This window comes from Aminobacter sp. P4_D5 (assembly GCF_056401815.1).
Genome location: NZ_JBFUIP010000166.1, coordinates 1 through 12,651, shown reverse-complemented (window position 1 = coordinate 12,651; position 12,651 = coordinate 1). Strand labels below are relative to the sequence as shown.

The following is a 12,651-nucleotide window of genomic DNA, read 5'->3' as shown; positions in this document are numbered from 1 at the left end:
CTTCCACCCCATAGACGGCGCGAAGCTTGCCGGGCGTGAGGACTTCGGAAGGCGATCCGTCAGCGACGATCCGGCCTGCATCTATGAGCAAGAGTCTGGAACACCACCGCGCCGCAAGCCCGAGGTCATGCATAGAGGCGATGACACTTCGTCCYCTGCGTGCCTGATCGGTGAAGAGGTGCATCAGGGCGATCTGGTGCGAAGGATCGAGGCCTGCAGTGGGTTCGTCGGCAAACAGCAGGGGGGTGTCCTGCGCGAGCGCTCGCGCGATGAGCACGCGAGCCTTTTCGCCGCCAGACAGCTCTGTCGCCGGGCGTTCACGATACCGTTGCACCTCCATGCGTGCCATCGCTTCTTCGACGATCTCCCTGTCCTTGTCCGACAAAGGCGCGAAGCTCGGGCGATGCGGGGCCCGTCCAAGGCCGACGAGCATTTCAACCGAAACCGACCAGGCAATCTCCCTGTCCTGGGCGACATAAGCGGCATGACGGGCCCGTTCGCGTGCGGAGAGCCTGGCCGCATCGAGAGGTCCGAATGCGACGCTCCCCACGGCAGGAAGCAGCCCAAGCAGCGCGCGCAACAATGTCGACTTGCCCGCACCGTTAGGGCCGATCAGGCCGATGAACTCGCCCTCGGCGACATTGAAGGAGATCCCATCGATGACCGGGCGGGTTCCAAGCGAGACCTTGAGGCTATGGACATCGAGCAGCATCAGGCGAGCTTCCTTCTCGTGCGCCAGACCAGCCATAGGAAGAACGGCGCGCCGACGATGGCAGTGAGGACTCCGAGCTTGAGGTCCTTGCCGGGCGCGATGATGCGCACCAGGATATCGGCCGCCAGCAGCATGGCAGCACCGCCAAGCGCGCTTGCCGGAAGAAGCCGGGAAGGACGCGATCCGACGAGGGGGCGCAACAGGTGGGGCACGATTAGCCCGACGAAGCCGATCGCACCGGACACAGCGGTCGCGGCACCTACCGATGCCGCTGTTCCTAACACGGCCAGAAACTGGACCCGACGAAGATCGACCCCCATGGTGGCAGCGGTATCGTTGCCGAGGGTCAGCGCATCGAGTGCCTGCCCCAACGCCGCAAGCAGCAGCCAGCCGATGAGCATGAATGGCAACGCAAGCCAGACGTGGGTCATCGACCGGTCGGTCAGGGAGCCCAGCATCCAGAACATGATCTCGAGGGCGGCAAATGGGTTCGGCGAGAGATTGAGCGCTAGAGACGTCATCGCGCCTGCGAAACTCGATACGGCGACACCTGCCAGAATGATGGTCAGCGTGCTGCCGCGAAGACCTGCCAAAGCCTGGACGACCACGACTGCGACGGCCGCCGCAGCGAGCGCTGAAAGCGGAAGTGCCAAGGCAAACACTGATGTGAGCCCGGAGTAGATGGCGACCACGGCACCAAGCGATGCCGATGCACTCACGCCGATCAGCCCGGGTTCAGCCAGCGGATTGCGCAGGTATCCCTGGAGCGCGGCACCCGATAGGCCAAGGGTAGCTCCGACCATCAGGCCAAGCAGAGCGCGGGGCAGGCGGATTTCCTGCATGACCAGGGCGATCGCATCCGCCTTTGGGGAGAACAATGCGGCGAGGCTGTCGGAAAACGCTATCGCTGCCGGGCCCACGGTCAGCGACAGCAGAAACAGGCAGGCAGTAACCAGCGCCAAGGCCGCAAGTACCGCATAGTAGGGCATTGGGGCTCTCATGGATTTCCCCTGATGTTGCTGGCCGCAGCTTGGAGGATCCGAGCCGCTTCAAGCGTGAAGGGAGCACCACAGATCGTGTAGCCGGAGGGTACGGTGACCGATCTTCCTGAGGCAGCGATGGCGCGATAGGCCGGGTGGACAAAGTTCTCTTGCGCAAGCGCAGGAGCCCCGTAGGACGTGTTTCCGTCGGCGATCAGGTCAGGCTGGGCGAGGACGAGCATTTCCAGCGGCAACCGAGAGCTTCCAGACAGGCCGAGCTTGTTCGCGAGGTTGGCCAGGCCCGAAAGCTTGACGACCTCGTCTACCAGCGTGCCGGCGCCTGACGTGTAGCTATTGGCATAGTAGGTGGCTACCGTCTTGCCTGAGGGTGGTTCCTTCTCGAGCTGGGCGATGCCCTTGTCGAGTTCGCCGACAAGTTCGGCTGCCCGGTCCTCCCTGGCGAGGACCTTACCCATTCGAAGGATGTTCGCACGGATGTCGGCGATCGAACTGTCGGGAGCGAATTCCTCGACCCGGATGCCCAGGCGCCGAAGCAGTTCCACCGTCGTTCTCGTGGTGTAGGTGCCTGCCAGCACGAGGTCGGGCTGCATCAGGAAGACCTCCTCCGCGAGACCATGATTGACGGCAATCCCAGCCGCCTTATCGAAAAGAACGGAGGTGCTGGGATCGCTTGCCATGTAGGAGACCGAGTGCAGCTGTTCCTTGTCTGCAATCAGCATGGCCAGCTGATCGGTGCACACGTTCATCGAAACCACGCGGCTGGGGCCGTCGGCTGCTTCTGCCGCAGGTGCAAAGGCCGCCAGAACGAGCGCGCCAGCGAATGAGCACAGCCATTGATGAAGGCTTGCTCTTGAAAGGCAGCAGGGAGACATCCGCATCATCTCAAAACTGGCGCGTGAAGCTGAGGTTGATGGTCCGTCCTGGCGCTCGATAGTCGGTGACGGTTGAATACTGCTCATCGAATAGGTTCTCGACCGAAAATTTCAGGCTCGATCTGTCATCAAAGGCATAGTCGGCCGTGAAGTCCACGGTGACATAATCCGGCAGCTTGACCGTGTTTGCGGCATTGGCATAGCGCGGGGAGGCGTAAAGCAGCTTGGCCGTGAGGTTGAGCTGCTCGGTTGCCCGGTAGCCGATCTCCGCCGTGGCCTTGAACCGGTCGCGGTAGGGAATGTAGAGCCCGTTGTCTTGGTTCTTTGGCTCGCGATAATCGATCGTAGCCTTGCCGCTCCAACTGTCGCTGAATTGGTGAGACACCGAAGCCTCTACGCCCGAAACCTTGGCTCTGGCGACGTTGAAGGGGAGGTACGTTGGGGGATTGGACGCGATCGCGTCGGTGAGCCAGGTCTGGTAGAGGGCTACGTCAACCGTCGTGTCGACCGTCGGCCGCCAGTTCAGGCCGATCTCGTAGGAACGAGACTTTTCCGGCTTGAGGTTTGGATTCGAGTAGCCCGGGTAATAGAGGTCGTTGAAGGTCGGGGCACGGAAGCCTGTGCCGTAGGACGCTCGCGCGATGAGATCCGGAACGATTTCCCAGCTGGCACCGAGATTGTAAGTCGTCGCATCGCCGAACTGTTCATTGTGATCATAGCGCAGGCCGCTATCGATGGTGAGTGCGCCATACTCGACCGAATACTGCCCGAAGACCGCGACCAGATTGCGGGAGTCGACACCGAAGTCGACGGTCGAGTCCACGCTTTCGCGATAGGCTTCAGCACCGCCAGCAACGACATGCGTTGCGTCCCCAAACTCGAAGGATTTCTCCGTCGATGCGAAGATTCCGAAGCGCTGCGTGTCAAACTCGCTGTTGCCAACAACACCATCACGGAAGTTGGTCGAACGGTCTAGGCCGCTGGAAACCTCGACAGTCGAATTCCAGCTGTCCGAATGCTTCAACGTGGCGCCGATCTTTCCGGCGAAGGTATCGGTGTCGACCTCGTTGAACGACGGAAACGAATTGTCATACTCCGTCCGGCCACGGGCAAAGAGGCCATCTGCGTAGAGCCGCCCCCAGTCGTAGGATTTGGCGACAGAGAAATTTAGCGAGCCCTGCAGGAAGCCGTCATCATCGGGTTCATGACCCCATGCCAAAGGGGTCGTGAAGTCATAGCCTTGGGTGCCGAGAAGGCTGCCGCCCACAGCGTATTCAACGCCGCCTGCCGTCTGGCCACGCACGTTGCCGGATACATGTGCTCCCCAGGGATATGTTACCCCCGTTGTAATCGATCCGCAGCGATCGCGTCCGTCGTCGCACTTGCCGCCCTGCCTGGTGATGATGTTGATCACGCCGCCAATGGCATCTGCGCCGTATTGGGCCGAATGCGGACCCTTCGCGATTTCGATACGCTCGATCGCGGAGAGCGGGATGTTGAAGATCGAGCTTATTCCGCTGGTGGCTGAGGCCGTACGCACGCCATTGACGAGCACGAGTGTCTGCCCCGAGGACATGCCCCGAAGATAGACATTTGTTGCGGAGCCTTGGCCGCCATAACCGATGATCGAAACGCCGGGATAGCGCTTGAGGAGCGAGGGCAGATCGGGCGCAGCCGATCCCTTGATCTCGTCTTCATCGATGACCGTGACGGAGGAGGTAGCCCGCACAAGCGAACTTGCGCGGCGAAGAGGCGTGGTGATCACCAGCCTATCGAGCAGGGTCGGCCCTGATGAAGGCAGCTCTTGCGCGTAGGTGTGACCGGGAAGTGCCAGCGACAGTGCGCCGGCGGCAATAAGTAGTCTCTGCAATTTTGCCCCCAAATGGTTCGGGTGGCGCGGTTAGGGCGCGCCAGTTTCTCCAAACCGCAGGCAGGCAGGTGCAGGGATGCAATTCACCCTGCGGCCCTCCGCATGCGGCAACACTTTTCAATGTCACCGCCACGAGCGACCGCGCCTGTCCGCACCCCGTGGACAAAGCATGGGTGACTGGAACGGGCAGGTCTCCTGACTTCCGTGTCTCAGCCTTTCTCCGCCTTCCCGACCGCATAACGTGCGCTCAGTGGCATGTTGGAGAAGGCTCAACGGTTACAGTTGCGGGGGCAGTCGCGGATTCGGCCAGTGGCCTCACCGTGTTCCCTTTTCATCCACCTCTCGGCGGAACCAATTCCGAGTCGGAAAATAGCCAGCGCGCCGAAGTTGTCAATTGGAGGGGTATCGGAATTCTTGCAGCGAGTGCATCTCATTTGTCGTAGGCAAATTGAAAGGCGTCAAATTCGGGTCTAATCCAGTTATTGCTGCCTAACTGGGACTTGTTTTCTGTATTATTTGCCAGGCATGGGCCTTCATGCTGCAGGTATAGTATTCTGTATTTGCGGAGAATTATGACAGCGACCGATGCGACGCGCCCGCCGCGACGCACGTTCAGATAAGTGGCGTAGATCCACAGATACGGCCAGTCGCCTTCGATTGGCCGGGCCAGGAAGGCCTGACCTTGTCGTGGTCTCTTCGCACAGCCACGTGACCTGGCTCTCGGAAATACTGCTCATGCCCATCGCCATGACCGGATCGTGGACCGAGCGCGTCGAGATGCGGCTGCCCCACGCCCCATCAGTTTTCTAGCTCCAAAATTGCATGACTGCGTCCGCAGGCGCTCGTAGTCACGATGGCTGGGCGTGGTGCGGATTGGTCGGATGGCGCGGTAGAAGAAATAGCAAAATCAGATGGTTACGCATCTCTGTTAATTTTTTTATAGATGCCTATCAGGCATTTCACATGAAATCTAATAGGAATTTTACGGTTGCGGGCTCGTGCCAAACGTACCAAAGCCCGTGCTCGAATAGCGACGTTGCCCGACCCACCCAACTTCCCGGCGAGTATCCCTAACCACTGTGCTCGGTCATTGCGACTCGCACGGAGATCAAAGAGTTTTCGAAGGGGGGCAGCAAAGAGCCTCGGGTTTCAGCGGCATAACGTTCACCGAACAGTTCGAAATTCTTGCCGCACAATTGGCCTCGGATCAGGCGCTCTCTGCGCCTCCACTCAGCCGTTGCAACTGCCCTTTCTCGACGGCATGCTGAGTCTTATGAAACCCTCCACGCCGCGCGAAGCCTTAACGGAGGCGGTACTCGTACTCGACCGTGGTGATCTGAAACGTGCTGGCCCTTTCCCAAAGGCGACAAAAGATCGACTTCGTCCGCCGGCCTATGTATCCAGCCAACCAGGCGTCGGTTCGGGCAATGGAATGGCGTCGAGCAATGACCGTGTGTAGTCGGAATGTGGTGCCTCGAAAACGCGACTGCATGGGCCTTCCTCCGCGACCCTGCCTCCCTCCAGGACTATTACCCGATCGCAAATGGCGCGAATGACGGACAGGTCGTGGCTGATGAAGGCAACCGCGAGGCCCATTTCGCGACTGAGCTCGGCGATTAGGGCGAGCACCTGCGCCTGCGTCGACACGTCCAGGCCCGATACGACTTCATCGGCAAGCACGAAATCCGGCTGCATCACCACCGCGCGCGCGATGCCGACCCGCTGACGCTGTCCACCCGATAGTTCGTGCGGGTTCCTCTCGAGCGCTGAAGAAGGAAGGCCGACACGTTCAACGATACGCGCTGCTTGCCGGAGGGCATCCTTGGCGTTCGGCGCGAGACCGTGCAGGAGGAGGGGGCCTGTCAAAATCCTGCGAATGGTATGCCGCGGATTAAGGGAGGACATGGGGTCCTGGAAAATCATTTGCATGCGCCGCCTGAGCGGCCGCATGGCGGCTTCATCGAAATTCGTTATGTCCTTGCCATCGAACGTGATGGTGCCGGCGGTTACGTTGATGAGGCGCAACAGAGCGCGCCCCAGCGTCGTCTTGCCCGATCCGGATTCGCCAACGATACCCAGCGTCTCGCCTCTCGCGATCGAAAGGTCGATCCCATGCAGCACCTTGACGTTGCGGGTGGCGCCGTAAGCGACTTCGATAGTTTCGGCCGCCAGAAGAACGTCAGCCATGACGCGTCGTTCCGCGATCGAAGGCAGCGAGTTCCTCGCGCAGGCCGGTGAAAACAGTCTCGGGCACAGGCGCCAGCGTGCGATCGGGACGATCATAGCGTGGTCCCGCCGCGAGAAGCGCCCGCATGTAWGGGTGGCGCGGGTTGGTCAGAATATCCCCGGTGTTGCCGGTTTCCACCACCATGCCGCCATAGAGCAGCATCACACGGTCGCAAATCTGCGCGACCACGCCCAGGTCATGTGTCACGAAGATGACGCTCGTTCCATGTTTTGCCTGCATAGCGCGGATCAGCCGCAGGATTTGCTTTTGCACGGTCACGTCGAGCGCCGTCGTTGGTTCGTCGGCGATCACCAGTTTCGGGTTCATGGCGAAGGCGGCGGCAATGAGGACGCGCTGGCGCATGCCGCCCGACAACTCATGCGGATAGGCCTTCAAGACGCGCTCTGGCTCGCGGATGTGAACCTCGTTCAGCAAAGTGAGGGCGCGCTCGCGGGCCGCGGCCGATTTCATTCCTTGCTTGAGCCGCAAACCATCGGTCAACTGGCTTTCTATGCGCCGACCGGGATTGAGGCCTGTCATTGGATCCTGCGGGATCAGCGTTATTTCCGATCCGTGGATTTCCCTGAGTTCACGGGGAGGCAGGCGAAGAAGGTCGCGGCCACCAAAAAGAACTGTGCCAGTCGTGATCCGCACGGTGCGCGGCAATACGCCGAGCACCGCCTTGGCTATGGTCGACTTGCCGGCGCCACTTTCGCCGACCAGGCCAAGTACCTCGCCAGCCTGCAACTCCAGGGACACGCCGCGCAGGATCGCCGCGCCGGCATCCCGGTCGCTGACTGCGCCGAGATCTGCGATGGAAAGCACTGGGGCGCTCATCGGCGCATTACCGGATCGAGCACGCGGCGCAACCCATCGCCGAGCTGGTTGAAGGCCAGCACCGTGGCAAAAAGCAAGAGGAGTGGAAACGCCAGTACCCACCAGCCGTGGTGAACGATCTGGCGGCCCTGTGCGATCATTCCGCCCCAGGTAGGGGTGTCGGAAGAAACCGAGAGGCCGACAAAGGAAAGAATGGCTTCGACTATCACCGCGATGCCCATTTCCAGACTGACGAGCGCAACGAGTACGGGCGCCACATTGGGCAGGATCTCCCGCATCAGAATCGTGAACCGTGGAAAGCCGATTGTTCGCGCGGCCGTCACATAATCCATGGTTGCCTGTGCGGCAGTCTCGGCGCGCACGACGCGGCAAAAGCGTGTCCAGTCGATGATGACGATGGCCGCAATGACCGAGTGAACGCCTGACCCGAGGATGGCCACCAGAAGGATCGACAACAGAACGGGCGGAAACGCCATCCAGATGTCGACCAGGCGAGAGACGACCACATCTATCCAACCGCCGTACCAGCCAGCGACGAGCCCGAGCAAAGTGCCGATGAGGGCGGCGAGGCTGGCGGCAACGAAAGCGACCGTAAGGGCGATGCGGCAGCCATAGATGAGGCGGGACAGGACATCGCGGCCAAGATCGTCCGTGCCCAGATAGTAACCCGGTTCCGCGCCGGAAAATCCTGCCGGCGGCAATGAGCCGAGCATCAGATCCTGCTCCAACGGGTCTCTGGGTGCGATCCAAGGCGCGAAGAGCGCCATCACGATGAGAAGCAGAATGAAACCGCCGCCAAAGACAACCTTCGGTTCGCCGAGCAAAGCACAAAAAGGTTGGCGGCGTTGTCTCGCCTTTTCAGCCGCAGCAACCTCAACCATGCCGAAGCCGCGGATTGAGAGCGACCACGGCCAGGTCGACGAGAATGTTGATGAGGATGAAGATCAGCCCAAAGGCAAGTACCAGACCCTGGATCAGCGGCAGGTCGCGGTTGATCACGGCATCGATCGCCATGTTTCCAACTCCGGGGTAAGAGAAGATGCGCTCGACGATCACTGTGCCGCCGATCAGAAAGGTCAGTTGCACGCCGGTCAGCGCAAGCGTGGGACCAACGGCATTGCGCAGCGCCTCCTGCAGGATAAGCCGCCACTCGGACATGCCCTTCAGTCTTGCAAGCAGGACATAGTCCTGCACCATCGCCTCCGACAATGCATCCTTGAGAACCCGTGCGATGATGGCAGCGAGCGGCAGCGCCAGGGCAAGCGTCGGCATGACCATATGAGAAGCCACCTCTGCGAATTTGTCGATGCGCAGCGTGACAACGCTCTCCAGCAGATAAAACCGCGTAGCAAAATCGGACGCCGATTGTGGATCAACGCGGCCCGAAAGCGGAAAGACCGGGTAGAGGACACCCAACACGAGAACCAGCGCCAACGCCCAGACGAAATCCGGGACCGCCAGGAAAAGTCCATTGACCGCGTCGATCACCGATTCACCGACGGTTCGGCGCAGACGCACCCCGATCACCGCGACCGCACCGCCAAGCAAGACGGCGACCACAAAAGCGGCCATTGCAAGTTCCAAAGTCGCCGGCAGTCTTTCAGCCAGCAGTTCGAGAACGTCGCGACGCAGCGAGATTGAAGTGCCGAAATCGCCGGAGAGAATGCCTTTCAGCCAAATGAAGAACTGGACCGCAATGCTGTCGTCAAGGCCGTAACGGGCACGCAAGGCAACGATGTCGGCCGGGCTGGCGCCCGGCGCGATCATCATGGAGATCGGATCTCCCGGCACCACGCGCAGCAACACGAAGACGATCAGCCCGACGCCAAGAAGTGTCACGGCTGCCATCAGCACCTGTTTGGAAACCCGCGCAAAGCCCATCTACGCACTGACCTTCGTATCGGCTGCTCTGGCTGGCGGATTACGCCTTTGCAACGAGGACGGGCTGCAGCGAGCCCGCCACGCTCGGCGTGACCTTCAGATCAGACTTGTAGACGATTGGCTGCACATATTGCAGCAACGGAATGACGTAGCCGTTCTCCGCGATATATTTCGACACGGCTTTCCACCCGGCGATGCGCTTTTCCTCGTCCTTCTCGCCCCAAAGCGGCCCGATCATGTTGTCGAGATCATCGGTGTTCCACACGGAGTGCGGAGAAGGGCCAAACATGGCAAAGCCGGTCGACGTCGTCGGATCGCCGATCGCGTTGCCCCAGTTGTAGAACGCCGCAGGCGCGAGTTGATCGGCAGCGCGAAGCTCGTAATGCTTGGCGATTTCGTAGACTTCGATCTCGGCTTCGATACCAACCTTGCGCCACATGCCGACGATCGCCTGGATCATCTCGTAATCTTTTGGCTTGAGACCGCGCGTGGTCTGGATGGTGAATTTCGCCGGCTTATCGGTCGAGAAGCCGCTGGCGGCCAAAAGCTCCTTGGATTTCTCCGGATCATAACCAACAACAATGGTCGGATCGTAGGCTGCATATTCTGGAGCCTCGAGCGTATCGATCGGCACGCCGTAACCGTGCAGCAGGCGTTCGACGATCGCTTTCTTGTCTATGGCGTGATGGGCGGCGAGGCGCACGTTCTTGTCGAGCATGACATCGATATTGTTGAGGAAGATCATGCCGATGTCTGTGATTGGTGTGGTGACGCCGGCCAGACCTGAAACAGCCTTCAAGCGATCGAACTCTTCGTAGGGAACGTCGAGCGTCACATCGGACGATCCGCTTTCGATTTCCGCCACGCGGCTGGTCGCGTCCGGAACGAACTTGAACACCACGGTCTCGAATGCGGGCTTGCCGCCGAAATAATTCGGATTTGCCTTCAGCCGGAGGAACGCGTTGCCCTCATAGGCGTCGACCATATACGGGCCAGTGCCGATCGGCTTCTTCTCGAAACCCTCAGCGCCCACCTTTTCGTAATAGGCCTTGGGCAGGACAAAGCCGGTGAGGAAAGCCATCCATTTGAAGAAGGTCGGCTCGAAGCGCAGCACGTCTCCAGTGATCTTGTTGCCTTCGATCTTGTAGTTGCCGGCGGTCGACCAGATGAACTGGATCGGGTTGCCGGTCTCCTGCTTGGCGGCCCGCTCAAGCGACCATACGACATCCTCGGCGGTGAAGGGTGATCCGTCGTGCCAAGTGACGCCGTCGCGCACCGTCATCCAGACCTTCGTCTTGTCGTCGTTCCAGCCCCATTCGGTAAGCAGACCCGGCTTGAAGGAAAGGTCGGGCGCCTGGCCGATGAACTGGTCGAAGACGGACTGATAAATCGCCTGGATCGTCGGGTTGACCGCGGATGGGCCAACAGTTGGATCGAAGGACGGCAGGTTTACGTTATATGCAATCGTCAACGCATCGCCGACGGCGGCAGCCGACGCAATGCCGCGGCCGGCAAGCAACCCTGCCAGAAATGTACCAGCACCCAGCGCAAGCGTCTCACGCCTTGTAAAATTCGTCATTGGTCCCTCCCTGATCCCCTTGCTTCGCCGGTGTTCTTGCCGATGGAACCATCAGCGGCGCCGGTCTGAGGAGATATTTCAATGTTAAAATGGTTTCCGTCGTTTTGCCAAGCGGATTTATATGCAAACGGATATTTTTTACGCGGGTCGCATAGGCTGAAGCAAAACACGGTCAACAGGCTTGATCCGATCGAAAATGTTGTCCAGCTTCTGGATGGGGCGTTCGGATCGGGTGCCGGACTTGCAGGAATGGGCGGAGACACAACAATATGAGCGACGCTGATTACATTGTCGTTGGCAGCGGCATTAACGCGCTTGTCGCCGCCGCTATGCTCGGCCGCAAAGGCCGCAAGGTTCTGGTACTGGAGCGCAACGACAGGCTCGGCGGCTGCCTGCGTACCGAAGAAATTACGGCGCCCGGCTTTGTCCATGATGTGATGGCAACGACCGTCGTCCTGTTTCTTCTCTCGCCGGCCTATGCAGCGCTCGGCAAAGATCTGCATGCGCGCGGCCTCGAGATCGCGACCACCGATACGCCGACCGCCGTGCTGCTGCCCGATGGCCGGGCGGCGGTGTTCTCAACCGAACGGGCGCGCAATATCGCCTTGTTCGATGGTCTGGCCGAGGGCGACGGCGGGCGCTTCGCCAAGGTGATGGAGGGCATGGGTGCCGATGCGCCGTTTGTTTTCTCGCTGCTCGGTGGTTCTCTCTGGTCCGGTGGCATGCTGAAAACGGTGCTGAAGGAGACCTGGCGGCGGGGCCCGCGCGCCATGGCGTCCTTCTTCGGCGTGGCGCTGGAGACGGCGCGGGCTCATCTCGAAACCACCTACCGGTCGGAGGTGACGCAAGCGCTATGGGCGCCGTGGGTGCTGCATTCCGGACTTGGTCCTGAAAGCGCCTATTCGGCGCAAATGGCCAAGGTGATTGCATTTGCTGTTGAAGCCGCCGGCTGTCCGATCGTGAAGGGAGGGACCCAGAATCTCGTTGCCGCCTTCAAGCGCCTCATCGAAGACCAGCATGGCATGGTGAAGACAGGCGCGGATGTCGAGGCGATCGTGCTTGATGGCGGCGGCGCCGCAAAAGGCGTGCGGCTTTCCGACGGCACGACGCTACACGCAGCAAAGGGTGTCATCTGCTCGGTTACGCCGAACCAGCTCTATGACCGATTGCTTGCCGGCAAGCAGCTTCCTTCCGCCGTCGCGGATGGCGTCACCGCCTATCGCTATGGCAAGGGCAACATGCAGATTCACTACGCGCTGTCACAGCCGCCGCGATGGAAGGCGGATGGTCTCGACAAGGTTGCGCTCATCCATCTGACCCCTGGTCTCGACGGCGTCTCACGCGCCTCCAACGAGGCTGAGCGTGGCATGCTGCCCGCCATTTCGACGATCTGCGTCGGTCAACCGACAGCGCTCGATCCGGGACGCGCTCCGGAAGGCAAGGCGATCCTGTGGCTGCAACTGCCTGAAGTGCCGCGTTTGCTTAAAGGTGACGCGGCGGGCTTGATCGAAACGCCTAAGGACGGTCGCTGGACCGAGCCTGTCAGGGAAAAATTCGCCGACCGCATCGAGCATATTCTTGCGACCCATATCGAAGGCTTCCGCGAAACCGTGCTGGCGCGTCGCAGCTACTCACCGGCTGATCTTGAAGCGCTGAATGTCAACCTTGTAGG

General features: G+C 60.4%; 10 protein-coding genes, 1 pseudogene and 1 riboswitch. Of the genes and pseudogenes, 1 reads left to right on the top strand and 10 read right to left on the bottom strand.

The annotated features are described in order from the left end of the window. The 10 genes and pseudogenes from AC1DWF_RS25590 to AC1DWF_RS25545 all read right to left on the bottom strand — a co-directional run. On the bottom strand, positions 1–712 hold a 712-nt coding region (locus AC1DWF_RS25590; protein ID WP_476842193.1), incomplete at its 3' end, for an ABC transporter ATP-binding protein. Further along, on the bottom strand, positions 712–1,713 hold the full coding sequence (locus AC1DWF_RS25585) for a FecCD family ABC transporter permease (RefSeq protein ID WP_476784612.1): 1,002 nt from the start codon (positions 1,711–1,713) through the stop codon (positions 712–714). The genes AC1DWF_RS25585 and AC1DWF_RS25590, both read right to left, overlap by 1 nt. Next, positions 1,710–2,585: an ABC transporter substrate-binding protein gene (locus AC1DWF_RS25580; RefSeq protein WP_476784611.1), complete on the bottom strand. Its 876-nt coding sequence runs from the start codon at positions 2,583–2,585 to the stop codon at positions 1,710–1,712. The genes AC1DWF_RS25585 and AC1DWF_RS25580 overlap by 4 nt, the downstream gene beginning before the upstream one ends. 10 nt (positions 2,586–2,595) lie before the next feature. Then, entirely contained in the window at positions 2,596–4,455 is a 1,860-nt protein-coding gene (locus AC1DWF_RS25575) for a TonB-dependent receptor domain-containing protein (RefSeq protein WP_476784610.1), read from the bottom strand. A 168-nt stretch (positions 4,456–4,623) separates the two neighbouring features. Continuing rightward, a riboswitch (cobalamin riboswitch) is annotated at positions 4,624–4,826 on the bottom strand. Between the two features lie 197 nt (positions 4,827–5,023). Beyond that, positions 5,024–5,234: pseudogene (locus tag AC1DWF_RS25570) on the bottom strand (transposase); the annotation flags it as partial. Positions 5,235–5,847: 613 nt separating this feature from the next. Beyond that, entirely contained in the window at positions 5,848–6,642 is a 795-nt protein-coding gene (locus AC1DWF_RS25565) for an ATP-binding cassette domain-containing protein (RefSeq protein ID WP_476804416.1), read from the bottom strand. Continuing rightward, positions 6,635–7,519, bottom strand: coding sequence for an ABC transporter ATP-binding protein (locus tag AC1DWF_RS25560; RefSeq protein ID WP_476786045.1), 885 nt, complete (start codon positions 7,517–7,519; stop codon positions 6,635–6,637). Before AC1DWF_RS25560 ends, AC1DWF_RS25565 begins: the two co-directional genes overlap by 8 nt. Continuing rightward, a complete protein-coding gene (locus AC1DWF_RS25555) occupies positions 7,516–8,400 on the bottom strand; it encodes an ABC transporter permease (RefSeq protein WP_476786046.1) in 885 nt (294 codons plus the stop codon). Before AC1DWF_RS25555 ends, AC1DWF_RS25560 begins: the two co-directional genes overlap by 4 nt. Then, on the bottom strand, positions 8,393–9,400 hold the full coding sequence (locus AC1DWF_RS25550; RefSeq protein WP_476786047.1) for an ABC transporter permease: 1,008 nt from the start codon (positions 9,398–9,400) through the stop codon (positions 8,393–8,395). The genes AC1DWF_RS25555 and AC1DWF_RS25550 overlap by 8 nt, the downstream gene beginning before the upstream one ends. Before the next feature lie 40 nt (positions 9,401–9,440). Continuing rightward, entirely contained in the window at positions 9,441–10,979 is a 1,539-nt protein-coding gene (locus AC1DWF_RS25545) for an ABC transporter substrate-binding protein (protein WP_476789239.1), read from the bottom strand. Positions 10,980–11,248: 269 nt separating this feature from the next. Here AC1DWF_RS25545 and AC1DWF_RS25540 point away from each other — a divergent pair. Continuing rightward, positions 11,249–12,651: phytoene desaturase family protein (locus AC1DWF_RS25540; protein ID WP_476842192.1), on the top strand; the 1,403-nt coding region annotated here is incomplete at its 3' end.